10 protein-coding genes, 2 tRNA genes, 1 rRNA gene and 6 pseudogenes are annotated in these 17664 nt (G+C 28.3%); 5 read left to right on the forward strand and 14 right to left on the reverse strand.

The genetic code is table 11. From position 1 onward, the window contains the following. Nucleotides 1–37 precede the first annotated feature (37 nt). Entirely contained in the window at nucleotides 38–1438 is a 1401-nt protein-coding gene (gene zwf, locus A2J15_RS02985) for a glucose-6-phosphate dehydrogenase (RefSeq protein ID WP_066778081.1), read from the reverse strand. Nucleotides 1439–1594: 156 nt separating this feature from the next. On the opposite strand from zwf, the gene edd reads away from it, so the two are divergent. Beyond that, a complete protein-coding gene (gene edd / locus A2J15_RS02990; protein ID WP_066778078.1) occupies nucleotides 1595–3397 on the forward strand; it encodes a phosphogluconate dehydratase in 1803 nt (600 codons plus the stop codon). Between the two features lie 8 nt (nucleotides 3398–3405). Then, nucleotides 3406–4032, forward strand: coding sequence for a bifunctional 4-hydroxy-2-oxoglutarate aldolase/2-dehydro-3-deoxy-phosphogluconate aldolase (locus A2J15_RS02995; protein ID WP_066778075.1), 627 nt, complete (start codon nucleotides 3406–3408; stop codon nucleotides 4030–4032). Nucleotides 4033–4539: 507 nt separating this feature from the next. On the opposite strand, the gene A2J15_RS03000 is transcribed toward A2J15_RS02995, so the two are convergent. The 4 genes and pseudogenes from A2J15_RS03000 to A2J15_RS03015 all read right to left on the reverse strand — a co-directional run. Then, a tRNA-Ile gene (locus A2J15_RS03000) sits at nucleotides 4540–4616 on the reverse strand. A 6-nt stretch (nucleotides 4617–4622) separates the two neighbouring features. Further along, nucleotides 4623–4698 (reverse strand) — tRNA-Ala (locus A2J15_RS03005). A gap of 119 nt (nucleotides 4699–4817) precedes the next feature. Beyond that, nucleotides 4818–6331: ribosomal RNA gene (locus A2J15_RS03010) — 16S ribosomal RNA — on the reverse strand. A 1020-nt stretch (nucleotides 6332–7351) separates the two neighbouring features. Next, nucleotides 7352–7573: pseudogene (locus A2J15_RS03015) on the reverse strand (L-asparaginase); the annotation flags it as partial. 69 nt (nucleotides 7574–7642) lie between these two features. Between A2J15_RS03015 and A2J15_RS03020 the strand changes: the two are divergent. Then, a complete protein-coding gene (locus A2J15_RS03020; RefSeq protein WP_066776846.1) occupies nucleotides 7643–8398 on the forward strand; it encodes a transporter substrate-binding domain-containing protein in 756 nt (251 codons plus the stop codon). A gap of 21 nt (nucleotides 8399–8419) precedes the next feature. Here A2J15_RS03020 and A2J15_RS03025 read toward each other — a convergent pair. The 9 genes and pseudogenes from A2J15_RS03025 to A2J15_RS03060 form a co-directional block, all read right to left on the reverse strand. Continuing rightward, nucleotides 8420–9057 (reverse strand): annotated as a pseudogene (locus A2J15_RS03025) (HAD family hydrolase). Further along, nucleotides 9054–10044, reverse strand: a pseudogene (locus A2J15_RS03030) (ABC transporter ATP-binding protein). The pseudogenes A2J15_RS03025 and A2J15_RS03030 overlap by 4 nt, the downstream one beginning before the upstream one ends. A gap of 2 nt (nucleotides 10045–10046) precedes the next feature. Beyond that, entirely contained in the window at nucleotides 10047–10826 is a 780-nt protein-coding gene (locus tag A2J15_RS03035) for an ABC transporter permease (RefSeq protein ID WP_066776845.1), read from the reverse strand. Next, nucleotides 10819–11666 (reverse strand): annotated as a pseudogene (locus tag A2J15_RS03040) (ABC transporter permease). Before A2J15_RS03040 ends, A2J15_RS03035 begins: the two are co-directional and overlap by 8 nt. 2 nt (nucleotides 11667–11668) lie before the next feature. After that, nucleotides 11669–12067: a glycerophosphodiester phosphodiesterase family protein gene (locus A2J15_RS07870; protein ID WP_253689735.1), complete on the reverse strand. Its 399-nt coding sequence runs from the start codon at nucleotides 12065–12067 to the stop codon at nucleotides 11669–11671. Further along, nucleotides 12058–12708 (reverse strand): glycerophosphodiester phosphodiesterase, encoded by a 651-nt coding sequence (gene glpQ, locus A2J15_RS07875; RefSeq protein WP_227655833.1) that lies wholly within the window; start codon nucleotides 12706–12708, stop codon nucleotides 12058–12060. Before glpQ ends, A2J15_RS07870 begins: the two co-directional genes overlap by 10 nt. A 3-nt stretch (nucleotides 12709–12711) precedes the next feature. Next, a pseudogene (locus tag A2J15_RS03050) lies at nucleotides 12712–13501 on the reverse strand (alkaline phosphatase family protein). After that, nucleotides 13501–14822 (reverse strand): annotated as a pseudogene (locus tag A2J15_RS03055) (esterase-like activity of phytase family protein). Before A2J15_RS03055 ends, A2J15_RS03050 begins: the two co-directional pseudogenes overlap by 1 nt. A 10-nt stretch (nucleotides 14823–14832) precedes the next feature. Next, nucleotides 14833–15879, reverse strand: coding sequence for an ABC transporter substrate-binding protein (locus A2J15_RS03060; protein ID WP_066776843.1), 1047 nt, complete (start codon nucleotides 15877–15879; stop codon nucleotides 14833–14835). Nucleotides 15880–15997: 118 nt separating this feature from the next. Here A2J15_RS03060 and corA point away from each other — a divergent pair, with 118 nt between their 5' ends. Both corA and mog read left to right on the forward strand, forming a co-directional pair. Continuing rightward, the gene (gene corA, locus A2J15_RS03065) at nucleotides 15998–16966 is read left to right on the forward strand and encodes a magnesium/cobalt transporter CorA (RefSeq protein WP_066776839.1); all 969 of its coding nucleotides are present in this window, start codon (nucleotides 15998–16000) and stop codon (nucleotides 16964–16966) included. Nucleotides 16967–16984: 18 nt separating this feature from the next. Then, nucleotides 16985–17518 (forward strand): molybdopterin adenylyltransferase, encoded by a 534-nt coding sequence (gene mog, locus A2J15_RS03070; protein WP_066776837.1) that lies wholly within the window; start codon nucleotides 16985–16987, stop codon nucleotides 17516–17518. Nucleotides 17519–17664 lie beyond the last annotated feature (146 nt).

Raw genomic sequence — 17664 nt, forward strand, 5'->3', positions numbered from 1 at the left:
CATTAAAAATAAACACTAATATACAAACAAAGTTTAATTAATAATTATGCCATTCATGACCATCTTGTTTAATAAAATCAAAAACTTCTTTAGGACCCCAACTACCTGCAAGATAAAAATATAAAGGGGTTTTATTTGCCTTCCAATTTTCTAAAATAGGATCAATCCAAATCCAAGCTGCCTCAAGTTCTTCTTTGTGATTAAAAGATGTTTGATTTCCTTCTATTGCATCTAAAATTAATCTTTCATAAGGCTGCATAATAGAAGAATTATTAAGATTTAAAATAAGATTTTTTTCTTCATATTCCATAGTTTTGCCAATTTTTTTAACTTTTAAATTTAAAGAAATCTCATTATCTGGTTGTAAACGTATGATAAGTTTATTAGGGTGTAAATTTAAAAGTTCTTTATTTTTAAAATAAATAACAATTTGTGCAAAAGAATCTGCCATTCTTTTACCTGTTCTTATATAAAAAGGAACCCCTTCCCAATTTTCTTCTAAAAGTTCAGCTTTAATAGCCACAAAAGTTTCAGTTTGACTATTATTTTTTACATTATCTTCAGCCAAATATGCTTTAAATTCACCTGATTTAATATATTGAGCTCTAATTACATTATTTTTCATATCTTCATCACTTAAAGGTTTTAAGTTTTTTAAAAGATTTAATTTGGCTTCTCTTATAGATTGTGCATCAAAATTTTGTGGAATTTTCATAGCGACTAAAGAGAGGATTTGTAAAATATGATTTTGAACCATGTCTCTTAAAGCCCCTGTATTATCATAAAATTCTCCTCTACTTTCAACCCCCAAAGTTTCAAAAACACTAATTTCTATATAATCAATATGTTCTTTATTCCACAAAGATGTAAATATAGGATTATAAGATCTTAAAAACAAAAGATTTTGTATGCTTTCTTTTCCAAGATAATGATCAATCCTATAAATTTGATTTTCATTATAGTATTTAGCAATTTCATTGTTAATAGCTTGACAAGATTGCAAATCCATACCTAAAGGTTTTTCTAAAATAATTTTTACATTAGCTTGATTAAGATGAACTAATGTTAAATTCTTGCAAGCTTTCATAAAAAATTCAGGTGAAACAGAAAAATAAATTACAATATTTTGATTTGTATGGCCAAGCTCTTTTTGCAAATAATAAAAATCTTCCATATTGTTTAAATTAATACTTAAATAGGTTATAATATGTGTAAATTCTTCCCATTTTTTATCATTATAATTTTTAATATGTATTTTAGAACGATTATTTAGTTCCCCTATAAATTGTTCTGTATTAAAACTACTCCTACTTGTAGCAATAATTCTTCCCATAGAAGGCAATAAATCATCTAAAAAAGCTTGATATAATGATGGAAAAATTTTTCTCATGGCCAAATCCCCAGTAGCTCCAAATAAAACAAATCTAAAATTTTGCATCATTTTTCCTTGTACATATCATAAATATTAAAAATTTCATCACCAAATAAAAGCTTAACATTAAAGCTATTATTTAGAATTTTTATTTAGAATATAGCATAATTATTACAATGATTAAGAAATTTTAATCTAAAAAAATTTTCAAGGAATTAAATAATGGCACAAATAAAACTAAAACAAATCACACAAAACATTATAGATCGTAGCAAAAAAACAAGAGAAAATTATTTAGAGCGTATTCAAACATATAAAGGTAAAATTCAAAGAAAAAATTTAGCTTGTGCCAATTTAGCTCATACTTATGCAAGTATTCCAAAACATATTAAAGAAAAAATTAAAGAAAATGAAGGACTAAATTATGCCATCATTTCAGCTTACAATGATATGCTTTCAGCACATCAACCCTTTAAAAATTATCCCGATATTATTAAAAAAGAAATTTTTAAACATAATGCTTTTGCTCAGTTTGCAGGCGGTACTCCAGCTATGTGCGATGGAATCACCCAAGGTTATGAAGGCATGGAATTGAGTTTATTTTCGCGTGATGTTATTGCTATGAGTGTAGCTATAGCTCTTTCTCATAATGTTTTTGATGGAGCTTTTTATCTTGGAGTTTGTGATAAAATTGTTCCTGGTCTTTTAATAGGAGCTTTAAGCTTTGGGCATTTACCTAGTATTTTTATACCTTCAGGACCTATGACTAGCGGGATATCTAATGATGAAAAATCTAAAACTAGACAACTTTTCGCCGAGGGTAAAATTTCTCGTGACGCATTACTTCAAAGTGAAATGAAATCTTATCATGATGTTGGTACTTGCACTTTTTATGGTACAGCTAATTCAAATCAAATGATGATCGAATTTATGGGACTACATTTAGCCAACTCAGCTTTTATTAATCCAAATACCACTTTAAGAGAAGCTTTAGTAAAACAGGCAGCTTTACATATGGTCAAAAATCAAATCAAAAGCATAGGAGAATTATTAAGTGAAAAAAATATTGTCAACGCTATGATAGGACTTATGGCAACAGGTGGATCAACCAATCACACCATTCATTTAATAGCTGTTGCTAGAACAGCAGGTATTATTATAAATTGGGATGATTTTAATGCTATTTCTAATATTATTCCTCTTTTAGCAAGAGTTTATCCTAATGGTAAAGCAGATATTAACCAATTTGAAGCAGCTGGAGGCATAGCTTTTATCATTCATGAGCTTTTAAAAGAAGGTTTATTACATGATGATGTAGATACTGTTATGGGTAAGGGCATGCAAAGCTATACTCAAAATCCATTTTTCATTGATAATAAAATTGTTTATAAAAATGGGGTTGAAAAAAGTAAAAATGAAAATATATTAAGAAGCATAAAAAACCCTTTTTTAAAAGATGGAGGAGTTAAAATTTTAAAAGGAAACATAGGTAGAGCAGTAATAAAAATTTCAGCCGTAAAAGAAGAACATCAAATTATAAAAGCTCCAGCTTTAGTCTTTAATTCTCAACAAGAATTTATCAAAAGTTTTGAAAACAAAGAACTTCAAAAAGATTTTATTGCCATTATACCTTATCAAGGACCTAGAGCTAACGGTATGCCAGAATTACATAAACTTACTCCGCTCTTAGGAAGTTTACAAGATCAAGGTTTTAAAGTAGCTCTTATTACAGATGGTAGAATGTCAGGAGCCTCAGGCAAAATACCAGCAGCCATACATATGAGTCCAGAAGCATTACTTGGAGGAAATATAGCAAAAATAAAAAACGGGGATATGATTTTATTTGATGCAAAAAATGGTATTCTTGAAGTTTTACTCGATGAAAAAGAATGGAAAAATAGAAAAATAAATGAATTTAAAAATCAAGAAATTTTTGGTTGCGGTAGAGAACTTTTCGCAGGCTTTAGATCACAAAGTTCTAGTGCTGAAACAGGTGCAATGAGCTTTGGTGGATATTTTAATTAAGGAAAAAAATGCAAGCACAACAAATTTTACAAATAAACAAGATTATTCCAGTAATTACTATTTATGATTTAAATACGAGTGTTGAATTAGCTAAAGCTTTATTAAAAGGAGGAATTAGAATTCTAGAAATTACTCTACGAACAAAAGATGCAATACAAGCAATCAAACTCATATCTCATGAAGTTCCGCAAATGATTGTAGGTGCAGGCACTGTTTTAAATTCTAAAATGCTAGAAGAAGTTAAAAATGCTGGTGCAAAATTTGCCATAAGTCCAGGTTTTAATTCTATCTTTGCACAAGAGATTAAAGATATAGATATAATTTTAATTCCAGGCGTAGCAACGGCAAGTGAAATAATGCTAGCTCTTGAATGCGGTTATACAAATTTAAAATTTTTTCCAGCACAAGCTTGTGGAGGAATAAATATGTTAAAATCTTTTGCCTCACCTTTTCATAATGTTAAATTTTGTCCTACTGGAGGTATTAATATCAACAACATGAAAGATTATTTAAATTTAAATAACGTCCTTTGCGTAGGTGGATCTTGGTTAAGTCCAAAAGAATTAATTTTAGAAAAACAATGGGATAAAATCACTCAAATCGCAAAAGAAAGTTTAGAAAAACTATACACTTAAAAAATATCTCTCAAAGATCAACTGATCCTACCCACAGTTGATCAAACCAAAAATCTTTTCATTTATTCTCTATCATGTAAGATTTAAAGATTTAAAGATTTAAAGATTTAAATCATAATAACTTTTTAACTTGTGAATGGTTTTAATAAATCTTATGTTTTATTTTAATACATTATCTATATATTTTACATCTTACAATTTTATATTGAATTTATAATTTAATTTATTTGGAAATATAAATATTATTTAGTATTAAACCCATATCAATACAAATTATTATTATAAATATTTTAATGAATTAATATTAAAAGATTTTCAAAAATTAAAATTTAAGATTATTGTTTAGAAATTTCTAATTTATAAGTATTGCATTTAGGTAAAACCTAAAGAAAATATACATTACAAAATTAAACAATAAGTTTTAAATAAACTTATATATGAATTTGACTTATCTTTATAAGCAATAAATATACTTGCTTTAAGTTTTATGCCTAAGATTGACATTTATGGTGGGCCTAACAAGACTTGAACTTGTGACCTCACCCTTATCAGGGGTGCACTCTAACCAGCTGAGCTATAGGCCCTTTGTATGGTGGAGAATAGCGGGATCGAACCGCTGACCTCCTGCGTGCAAAGCAGGCGCTCTCCCAGCTGAGCTAATTCCCCATTAGGAAGATGATATACTCATCTGCTCTTAATTGTTTTATCAATCTTTAAAATCTAAACAAGGATGATTGAGTTTATATTGAAGCAACTGTTGTGAGACTAGTTACTTTGTACTCTAGAAAGGAGGTGATCCAACCGCAGGTTCTCCTACGGTTACCTTGTTACGACTTCACCCCAGTCGCTGATTCCACTGTGGACGGTAACTATTTTAGTATTCCGGCTTCGAGTGAAATCAACTCCCATGGTGTGACGGGCGGTGAGTACAAGACCCGGGAACGTATTCACCGTAGCATGGCTGATCTACGATTACTAGCGATTCCGGCTTCATGCTCTCGAGTTGCAGAGAACAATCCGAACTAAGACATATTTTATAGATTTGCTCCACCTTGCGGTATTGCGTCTTATTGTATATGCCATTGTAGCACGTGTGTCGCCCTGGGCATAAGGGCCATGATGACTTGACGTCGTCCACACCTTCCTCCTCCTTACGAAGGCAGTCTATTTAGAGTGCTCAGCCAAACTGTTAGCAACTAAATACGTGGGTTGCGCTCGTTGCGGGACTTAACCCAACATCTCACGACACGAGCTGACGACAGCCGTGCAGCACCTGTCTCTAAGTTCTAGCAAGCTAGCACCCTCATATCTCTATAAGGTTCTTAGGATATCAAGCCCAGGTAAGGTTCTTCGCGTATCTTCGAATTAAACCACATGCTCCACCGCTTGTGCGGGTCCCCGTCTATTCCTTTGAGTTTTAATCTTGCGACCGTACTCCCCAGGCGGTACACTTAATGCGTTAGCTGCATTACTGAGATGACTAGCACCCCAACAACTAGTGTACATCGTTTAGGGCGTGGACTACCAGGGTATCTAATCCTGTTTGCTCCCCACGCTTTCGCGCCTTAGCGTCAGTTAAGTTCTAGCAGATCGCCTTCGCAATGGGTATTCTTGGTGATATCTACGGATTTTACCCCTACACCACCAATTCCATCTGCCTCTACCTTACTCTAGATTATCAGTTTCCCAAGCAGTTTAATGGTTAAGCCATTAGATTTCACAAGAGACTTGATAATCCGCCTACGCGCCCTTTACGCCCAGTGATTCCGAGTAACGCTTGCACCCTCCGTATTACCGCGGCTGCTGGCACGGAGTTAGCCGGTGCTTATTCCTTAGGTACCGTCAAAATTCTTCCCTAAGAAAAGGAGTTTACGCTCCGAAAAGTGTCATCCTCCACGCGGCGTTGCTGCGTCAGGGTTTCCCCCATTGCGCAATATTCCCTACTGCTGCCTCCCGTAGGAGTCTGGACCGTGTCTCAGTTCCAGTGTGACTGATCATCCTCTCAGACCAGTTAAGCGTCATAGTCTTGGTGAGCCATTACCTCACCAACTAACTGATACTATATAGTCTCATCCTACACCGAAAAAACTTTCCCTACTTAACTTGTGTTAAGTAGGAGTATAGAGTATTAGCAGTCGTTTCCAACTGTTGTCCTCTTGTGTAGGGCAGATTAACTATACCTTACTCACCCGTGCGCCACTAATCCACTTCTAGCAAGCTAGAAGTTTCATCGTTCAACTTGCATGTATTAGGCACGCCGCCAGCGTTCACTCTGAGCCAGGATCAAACTCTCCATAATAATTATAGATAGTTTAATCTTTTTCTTCAAAGAAAAAGTATATTTAAAGAATAAAATTTTATTTTTATTCTTAATATTAGATTGATAGATTTTACATAATTGCTTATGCCTAAATCTTTTTTGGCTCAATCGATCACTTATTTAGATTTTAAAGATTGACTCATAAGAATTGAAATAACAATATTAAATTATAAAGAACAAGAACAAAAACAAAAAATCATTTTTAAAAGAAAAGTTTAAATTAAAAAAATAAGATTTATAAAAAAACTTTAAAAGATAAAGCCTAATTTATAAAATCTAGCTTGGTGAAACTTTATAATTTAAAAGATTTTAAGTCCTTTTTTTAAAAAAGGAAATGAAATTATAACTAATTAAGCTTAAAGAGGAATTAAAGAAAATAAAGACTTATTAAAACTAAAATGATTAAAAATATTATTTTAAATCATATTCTTTTTTTTAAATTAAATTCAATCAGCTAGATTTTATAAATTAGGCTTTATCTTTTAAAGTTTTTTTATAAATCTTATTTTTTTAATTTAAACTTTTCTTTTAAAATTATTTGAATGATAATGTTAAAATAATAATCAATGCAATATTTTAAATCTTAAAAATATAAAAACACTATATTTAGATTTCATAAGAATATATTTTTTTAATCTTATAATGTATTTTTTATAAAAAATAATAATTTTTAAAACACTTATTTTAATCATTAAAACAATAATTTTTTAAAAGTATATATTAAATCATTGATTGAATATTTAAAAACTTAAATTTAGTAATTTAATAATTTAGTAATTGTAATTGTAATTTACTTAGTATAATTTTAATGTATAGTAAGTATATATTTTATTAACTTACTATACTTGGTTTTTTTAAGATAAAGTTTGTTTATAAGATTTAAAATCAAAGATAAAATAAAGATTTAAAATCAAAGATTTTTAAACTAATATTTGGATTAAATCAATTAAATGCATACAAAAATTTTTTTAATCCAAATATTTTCAATATATTTTTAAATTAATATTTTAAAAAATATTCTTGAATAATTTTAGCATCATTGGTTTTTGTAAGAGCTAGCATTAATAATACTCTAGCCTTTTGCGGACTTAAATCTTTAGCACTAATAAAACCTGATTGAGAATCTGTTTGATTGAGTACAACATGAGTGCATAATACTCTTGAACTTACTACCACATAAAGACCTTTTTGTATGAGTTCTTTGAGTGTGGATTTGGAGTTTAAATTCAACTAAATATCAGTATAAATATAGTATATTTTTATAAAAATACTATATTTATAGGAAAAATAATGAAAAAAATACTAAATATTGTTTTATTAAATTTAATAACTTTATTTTTAAATGCTTGTAGTGATATTGAAAACTCAAAATCAAATTCAAATATAAAGCTTAAAGTTGGAACTGCTCCTAATTACAAACCTTTTAATTATAAGCAAGATTCTAAACTTACAGGTTTTGATACTGATTTAGTTGAAAAAATTGCTAAAAATAATAGTATTGAAATTGTTTGGATTGAAACTAATTTTGATGGATTAATCCCTGCTTTAAAAGCAGGAAAAATCGATATGATTGCTTCAGCCATGAGTGCTACAGATGAAAGAAAACAAAGTGTAGATTTTACTAAACCCTATTATATGAGTAAAAATCTTTATATCAAACTTAAAAGTAATGAAACTCTTCAAACAAAAACTGACTTGGAAGGTAAAAAAATAGGAGTTCAATTAGGAAGTGTGCAAGAAAATACAGCAAAAGCTATCAAAAATGCACAAGTTCAAAGCAATAAAGATCTAAATATAGCTGTTTTAGCACTAAAAAATAATAAAATCGATGCTATTATTGCAGATCAAGATACTGCCAAAGGCTTTTTAAAAGAAAATCCAGAACTAATAGATTTTTACAAAGAAATGGATAACGCAGAAGGCTTAAGTTTTGCTTTTGATAAAGATAAACAAAAAGAAATATTAGAAAAATTTAATAAAGGCATAGATGAAATTAAAGCTAATGGTTTTTATGATATATTAATTCAAAAATATGACCTAGAATAAAGTATAAATTTTATACTTTATTCAAAAATTTAAAATTTTATATTTTCTTTCTTTTGCGACTTTTAAAAGTTTTTGATCACCATTACATGCAAAAGCTTTGGTAACACATTCCAATAATGGTAAATCATTAATAGAATCACTAAAAAAATAGGATTCTTTCATCCATTTTTCATAATCTTTTCCTAAATACTCTTTAAGTCTTAAGACTTTACCCTCTTTAAAACTATATATACCTTCTGTTTTTCCACTAAATTTTTTATCAACAAGTTCACATTTTATAGCTATACTTTCCCTTACTCCTAAATAAGAAGCAATTTTTTTCACTAAAAATTCGGCTGTAGCAGAAATTATAATACATCGTTGATTTTGATATTTTATTATAAGATCTTTGGCTTTTTTATAAGGTTTAATATATTTATTAATAAATTCATCTATCAAAAGAGAAATTTTTCCCTCATCTCATCCTTTTATACTTTCAAGAAAAAAAGCATAAATTCATCCATATTAAGCTTTTTTTCATGATATTGTTTTTGATAAAAATCAATTTTTTCTAAATATCCTTTGGATAAAAAACCTTTCTCTACACAAAATTCAAGCCAAAGCTTAGCACTATCACCTTGTATTAAAGTATCATCTAAATCAAACAAAATAAGCTTCATTTCAACTCTTTTGCCAAAGAAAGATTAAATCTTAAAGCAATTTTATCGCCCACTTCAAAAGTGCTATAGATACTAAAATTTAATGTATCCACCTTAAGTTCAATTTCTTGAAGTTTAACCAAATAGCGTATGACATTGCCAAGGAGTAATTTTTGCTTAATTTTAGCTTTTAAACCCTTATTAGAAATTTCTATAGTTTCAGGACGCAAGGCCATATCTTTTTTGAAATTATGTTGTAAACCCAAATTATCCAATTCTTTAGGACTTAAAATATTATAACTTCCTATAAAACTTGCAACAAAATGACATTCTGGTAAAAGATAAAGATTATTTGCACTTGAATTTTGCATGATTTTACCTTTGTTCATTAAAATAATCCTATCAGATAACTCCAATGCTTCTTCTTGATCATGGGTAACAAAAATAGTAGTTAAATTCAATTCTTTTTGAATTTCCTTAATTTGCATCCTTAAATGTTTCCGAATTTTAGCATCAAGCGCCGATAAAGGCTCATCTAATAAAAGTAAAATTGGGCTTAATTATTAAAGATCTTGATAAAGCTACTCTTTGCATTTGACCGCCTGAAAGCTTATGTGGATAAGTTTTTATGTATTCTTCAAGCTCAACTAATTTTAGCATCTTTTTTACTCTTTTTTCTATATCTTTTTTGTCCATTTTTTTAATTTTTAAACCAAAGGCTATGTTTTCAAAAACATTAAGATTAGGAAAAAGGGCATAATTTTGAAAAACCATACCTATATTTCTTTTTTGCGGACTTAATTTAGTAATATCTTTATCATTAATTAAAATTTTACCTTCATTAATACGACTAAGACTTGCTATACATCTTAAAAGTGTTGATTTTCCACAACCACTAGGACCCAAAAGAGTTATAAATTCATCCTTTTTAGCATTAAAACTAATATTTTGAAAAACAACCTTGTCTTCATAAGTTTTTTTAAAATTTTTAATCTCTAAATAAGCCATTTTCACTCCTTAATCAAACAAACTATGAAAGTTGCTATAAAAATCAAGATAAAATACACAATCACCAAAACACTAGAATAATGTCCACTTTGATTTTTAATACTATAAAGATAAACTTGCAAAGTTTCATAAGTGCTCCCAACAAGAATATTTGCATATAAAAATTCACCTATTAAAAGAGAAAAACTTAAAAATACTACTATTAAAATTCCATTTCTTAGATTAGGTAAAATAAGTTTAAAAATTGCACCCACTAAAGAACCTCCAAGCACAGCATTTGATGCAATAAGTTCATTTAATTTTATACTTGATATAGCATTATCTAAAACCCTATAAATAAAAGGTAAAATTATAGTAAAATAAGTAAAAATAAGTATCCAAACTGTACCTCCTATGCTATTAGCATAAATTTGTAAAAGTCCTATACAAGTAACTATAGGGGGTATAGCAAAAGGCATAATAATAAGTATATTTACAAAAAATTTTAACTTTAAAAAATAATAATTTACCACAAAAACCAAAGGAAAGATAAGAAAAATAGAAAATACAATACTAGATACACAAACAAACAAAGAATGATAAAAAGCAACCAAAAACCTCTCATCATTAAAAAGCTGCAAATACCATTTAAGTGTAAAACCATCAGGAAAAACACTCACTCCCCAAGAGCTAGAAATAGAATATATAAAAGTAGCAAGCAAGGGTAAAATTAAAAATAAAAACACTAAAAATAAAACAGTATAATGATAAATTCTAACTTTTAAACTTAAATTTTCATTCATCTAAAACACCTTTAAAATTATATTTTTTAGAAAGAAAATTAACTATAAAAGTAAGTATTATCATAATAATAATTATGATAATACTTAAAGCACTAGCTTTATAAGGATCAAGATTAATATCTCCTGCAATTAAAGCAGCAATTCTTATAGGAACAATATTAAAATTCCCAGAGCTTAAAGCATAAATAGTAGCATAAGCCCCAAAAGCATTAGCAAACAAAATTAAAAAAACACCTAATAAAGCAGGAAAAAGTAAAGGTAAAGCTATTTTTACCCAGTAAAAAATTACCTCCTCCTAGCGTCTTACAAGCATTTAAATGTGAATTTTCAAGACTTTTAAAAGCAGGTAATAAAAGTAAAATTGCTAGAGGAATTTGAAAACACACATAGACAAGATTAATACCTAAATTAGCATAAATACTAATAAAAGGCTCTATGCCTAAATTTTTTAAAAATACATTAATTACACCATTACTTCCAAGAATAATAATAAAAGCAAAAGCTAAAGGAACTCCTGAGAAATTACTTATCATAGTATTTAAAGAAAAAAGAAATTTACATATTTTACAAGGAGTTAAAACAAACAAAAGAATAACTTGCTAAAAATCCTATTAAAAGTCCAAAAATACTAGAAACAAAACTAATTTGTAAAGAATTAACAATGCTTTGTAAATAAAATTTAGACTCAAAAATTCTTATAAAATTATCCAAAGAATAAAATCCCTTATCCTCTATATAAAAAGCATTAATCATTATCCAAACTAAAGGTGCTGCTATAAAAAAAATAAATACCATAAAGAAGGGTAAGATACTTAAAAAGGCTAAAATTTTTACCTTCATTCTCAAAACCTTAAAAATTTCTTACCAATATCTGGAAAATCTGTAAAAACACCATCAGCATTAATTTTAAATAATATAGCATCAAATAACTTATGATAAGAACTCACATAAGGAGGTAAAGCATCTATTCTTAAAGTATAAGGATGGACTAACAAACCGCTTTTGTGAGCCTTTTTAACAAAATCTGTAAAAACTAAGTTTCCTTTTTGGCTTTTTTGTACATTAAAAAGCATATTATAAGAAGGTCCTACTCCATCAACCACTTTAACAATTTCATTAAAATTCTTAGCTTCTATAAAAGGCATAAAATCATAAGCCTTTAATTTACCATTTATCCATTGGAAAGTTTCTTTAGAATTATTATCAGCAATCAAAGCAATAAGCTTTAAATTCATACCCATAATAGGAAATAATTCCTCTTTATACGTTTTAAATCAGGATAATCAAAACTTTGCAAATAAACCTTGTCATTTTTTTGAGTATAACCATATTTTTTAAGAATTTCCAAAGTAGCTTTAGCTATATCTTTACCCTCTTGTTTATGAAACCAAGGTTTTTTTATTTCTACATAAAGTCCTATTTCTTGATTAAATACCTTATTAAGACCTTGTATAAGCTCTATTTCTTCTTCAAAAGTATGAATACTAAATTGAGCCTTATCAATTGGAAAACGCTTAGGATATTTAGCAGTTTTAATTCCATTTTTAAACACAAAAGGCTCACTCATGTTTAAAGTTTTTAACTCAGCTAAAGTAAAGTCTATAACATAAAAATGCCCATCTAACCTAGATCTTTTTGGAAATTTTTGGGCTACATCACTAATATGATCTAAATAAAGATCATGAATGACAATAAGTTTATCATCTTTACTCATGACCAAATCTTGTTCTATATAATCAGCACCCATAGCATAAGCTAAAGTTTTACTTTCTAAAGTATGCTCAACTAAATACCCACTAGCCCCTCTATGAGCTATAATGATTTTATCATTTGAAAAAACAAAACTTATTAAACTTAAAATTAAAAAAAATACTTTTTTCATTATTTAACCTTTTAAAAGCTCTTGATTATATTTTTTATCATGCAAAAGACCTAAAATTTCGCAAATAGTGCCACAAATTTCATCTTGTTTTATTTTTATATTTTGAGCACAAGAAAAAATTGAACCAAAAGTAAAAAATGGGACTAAAATTTCATCTTCACTCAAACCACCATGACTTTTACCAACTCCCATTCCATGATCACTTGTTATAACAACATTGATATTTTGTTCCAACCAAAAAGGTAAGTATTGAGAAATAATATAATCTGCTTTTTTTATTTTATTAATATACTCATTAGAATACGATCCAAATTTATGACCTGCATCATCTATATTCATAGTATGTATAAGAGTAAAATCCAAATTATATTTTTTTCTTAAATGCTCTCCATCAGCAAATAAATGGGAATCTAAATAATCATCTTCATAATAAAAATGTCCATAAGGTAAAATTAAATTTTCATCTTCTACGTGACGATGTAAACAAGCTTGAAATTGTTTTTTATTATAAAGTTCAAAAATCCAATAATAAGCCGCGGATCCTGCTTTTAAACCCTGATTTTTACAAAGATCAAAAATACTAATTTGTTTTGAAAAACTAAGCTCATTATTTACAATACCACTTAAAACAGGTTTAATTCCTGTTAATAAACATTCATACAAGGGCCGAGATATGCTAGGAAGCATAAAGCTGACCCTTATCCTCTTTACAAAGAGCATTTAAATATCCCATATTAAATTTAGCACTGATAAAATTTAAACCATCAAGCACAACCAAAATCACTTTTGACATTACTTACTCCTTAGAAAATCTTTAACTTCAAGTAAAATAAATTCATTATCATCGGTTTTATTAGGCTCTCTACTTGAAGAATAAGGAAAATTATTGTCATTTTCCACTACAATATGAGCATTATCCACTACATCCACTCCTTCTATCGTTTCAAATGGGAAAACAAATTTATCATTTACTAAAGGCTTCTTAGAAATTTTATTTTTATCTTTAATATCCAAAAGATCTATATAAGAAATTTTTCGAGCTTCATGATTCTTATCATCTAATTCAACCTTATAAATTCTTTTAAATTCGGCTATTTTATTAAAACAATTCTTAATATTGTTTTCTTTACAAGCCTTGTTACTAATACCTTCTTTTTGATCTCTTTCTATAATAATGCCGTATTTATCATCTATCATATTAAAATCACCTATAGAGTGATTATTATTTTCTAAAAAATATTTATAATTTTTACCTGTAAACTTTTTTGCCTTAAGATCAAATTCTATAATTCTTAAAAATTCTCTACCCTTTTCATTTTCATAAACATTGTTATCATAAATACTTCCTTCTAAAAGCAAATAAAGCTTAGAATAATCTTTAGAACTTGCCATAGCTTCGAAACCTTTAGAACGCTTAACATTAAATTTTGGATTTTCTCCATTAGGTTTATCATTCAATTTTAAACTTGGATTATCAGGAGAAATAAGTTTTTTACCTTCCACATATACATCAAAAACTTCTTTCAAATTCCCATTTTTATCAAAATGAAGCAAATAAGGACCAAATTCATCACCTATGTAAAATTCTTCATTAATAATTTGTATGCTCTCTAAATCAAAATCAGCTCCACTTAAATATCTTTCTTTGCTTGTTTCAGAACTTATGGGATAAGGATATTTTTTATCACCATCCTTAAAAAAACTGTTTTTAAAAGTTCATATTTTGAATTTTCAAAATCAAATTTAAATTTATGAACATAAAGCATAGCATCATAAGAATTATGTTTTTTACCCAAACCATTGTCACTAAGCACCCAGTAAACACCTTCATTAGGAATATATTTTATCCCGCTATGTCCTTGTATGGGTTGATTTTTCAAAGGCAAATAAAAATCTGTTTCTCTATTGCCTTTGGATTTAAAAGTACCGATTTTTTCTTCTCTTGTAAAATTTGAAAATTTTCCATAAGTTTTGAAAAACTCAGGAGCATCATTAGGAATTTCAACCATAGTTTTTGAATCTATAACAATATGTCCTGCTAAATTTGCTTGATATTTTTCAACTCCAAATAAAATATTATAAAACATAGCACTTATTAAAATAACCTTTTTCATTTATCTTCCTTTATTTCATATCCACTATAACTTTTTCTTGCCAAAGTCGTGGTAATGATTTAGCACTTTTTTCCCATGCTTTTTGATCTTTAATTACTCTTGCATTTTTATATTGTTCACTTGGCAAAAGCTTAACTTGTATATCATCTGGCAAGATAATATAATCAATTCTTATAGGTCTTGCATAACCCTTAGCTAGATTAATTTGCCCTTTATCAGAAAGTATAAATTCGCGAGCTAATTTAGCTGCATTTGGATGTTTTGCATATTTATTAATAATAGTTGTATAACCTGAAATAACACTGCCATCACCAGGAATTAAAACTTCATAACGCTCCTTACCTACTTTATCTCTATAAGATAAAGCGTTAAAATCCCAAACTAAACCTACTTCAATTTCTCCTTTTTCAAGATTTGCTATACTAACATCATTATTAACAAGTCTTCCTTGTTTAGCCAAAATATTAAAAAATTCTAAAGCCAAACTAAGATCTTTTTCATCACCACCTAAAGCATAATTTGCCGCTAAAACCGCATTTACTGCTTGAGCTGCCGAGCTTACATCTCCTAGTGTTATTTTATAATTTCCCTTAAGCAAATCTTTCCAAGTTTTAGGTATATGTTTAACTACTTCTTTATTAACAATAAAAGCAATAGTACCAGTATAAGCTAAAATCCAATGTCCTTCTTGATCTTTTGCCCAAGAAGGAATTTCATCCCAATAACTTGTTTTAAAAGCCTGAGTTAACCCTTGTTTAAAAGCAATGTCTGCAAAAGAAATCCCTATATCTCCTATATCAGCACTAGCATTCTTTTTCTCGGCTTTAAATTTAGCAAGCTCTTGAGCTGAACTCATATCTGTATCACTATGTTTAATACCATAAATTCTTTCAAGATCCTCCCAAGTATCTTTCCAATTTGCCCAAGTATCAGGCATAGCTAAAGAATTTACTCTACCTTCTTCTTGTGCGGCTTGAACTAAATTTGCATCAATGCTATATAAATTTGAAAACAATAAAACCATAATACTTAAATTAAAAAAAATATTTCCTTTCATATTAAACTCCTTATTTTAAGAATATTTTAGAAATTTAATAAGTTTTGGAAACATTTTAGATACAAGCTATTTTTTAGCAAATCAAGGTATAATCTTAAAGTTAAAACAAGGAATAAACATGCTTTATATTTATGTTAAAACCAAAAATGCTTTAGTGCAAAAAATCAATTTTAATCTTGATAGCCAAGAATTACCGCAAAATATTTTATGGATAGATCTACTTCATCCAAGTGCAACTGAAATTGCTTTTATATCAAATGAATTTGATCTTGAATTTCCAACAAAAGAAGAAAGAGAAGAAATTGAACTAAGTGCAAAATATTGGGAAGATAATTTAACTATAACCATCAATGCTCATTTTTTAATTAAAGATCTTAATGAAAATTCTATTAAACTTTATTCTGAAATTATCACCTTTGCTACAGCAAAAAATATATTATTTACCATAAGATATAACGAATTTAATACCTTTGAAGAAATCCAAGCTAGAATACTTGCAAGCCCAAAAAATTTTGAAGACGGTTTTGATATTATTGATAAAATGTTCGAAGTACGAGTAGAAAAAGATGCGGATTTGCTTGAATGGATAGATAAAGAAGCAAGACGATTAAGAACAAGTGTATTAGAAAAAAAAGACGAATATAATTATGATACGATGTTAAAAGATATTTCAAGTTTACAAGAACTTAATATGCGAGTTAGAGATTCTTTATTTGATAAACGCAGAACCATGACCTCTTTATTAAAAAGTGATAAAATTGATAAAGATATTAAACAAAATTTAACCATAGTATTAAAAGATTTAAATTCTTTAGTAGAATTTAGTGTTTCTCAGCTTAATATTTTAGATAATATACAAACTATTTTAGCAAGTCAGATAAATATAGAACAAAATAAAATTATTAAACTTTTCACTGTCGCAACTGTTGCCATGATGCCACCTACTTTAATCGGCACTGTCTATGGAATGAATTTTAAATTTATACCCGAACTTGAATTACATTATGCTTATCCTGTAGTACTTGGTGTTATGATTATCTCCATAATACTACCTGTTATTTTTTTTAAAAAGAAAGGTTGGTTATAAAACATTTAAGGAGAAAAAATGGATATAATTAAAATAGGAATTTTAACACTTAGCGATAGAGCAAGCAATGGAATATATGAAGATAAGGCTACTTCTGAAATAGAAAGGGTTTTAAATTCTTACATTAAAAATGAAATACTTTATCATAAAGAATTAATACCCGATGAATATGATTTAATCGTTGAAAAACTACTTTACTTATCAGATGAAAAGAAATGCGATCTTATCATTACAAGCGGAGGAACAGGTCCATCACCTAGAGATTTAACCCCAGAAGCTACACAAGCCGTATGCGAAAAACTCATGCCTGGTTTTGGAGAATTAATGCGTTTAGAAAGTTTGAAATTTATTAGCACAGCTATACTTTCAAGACAAACAGCAGGAATTCGTAAGCAATCTTTAATTATCAATCTACCAGGAAATCCTAAAGCTATAAAAGAATGCTTAGAACCTATTTTTGGAGCAATACCTTATTGTATAGACTTAATAGGCGGATCTTATATACAAGAAAATAGTGAAATCATCAAAGTTTTTCGCCCTAAGAAAAAATAAATTAAAATTTATCAGCCTTAATAAGCTTACTTAATTACTTAGCAAGTAAATAGGCTGATGCTTCCTCTTTGCTTATTTTTTAATTTTATTTTTAAATTCATACAATCTATAATCTAACATAGTTTGGCTATAATTAGATAAGTTGT

Origin of the sequence: Campylobacter hepaticus (genome assembly GCF_001687475.2) — a bacterium.
GTDB lineage: Bacteria > Campylobacterota > Campylobacteria > Campylobacterales > Campylobacteraceae > Campylobacter_D > Campylobacter_D hepaticus.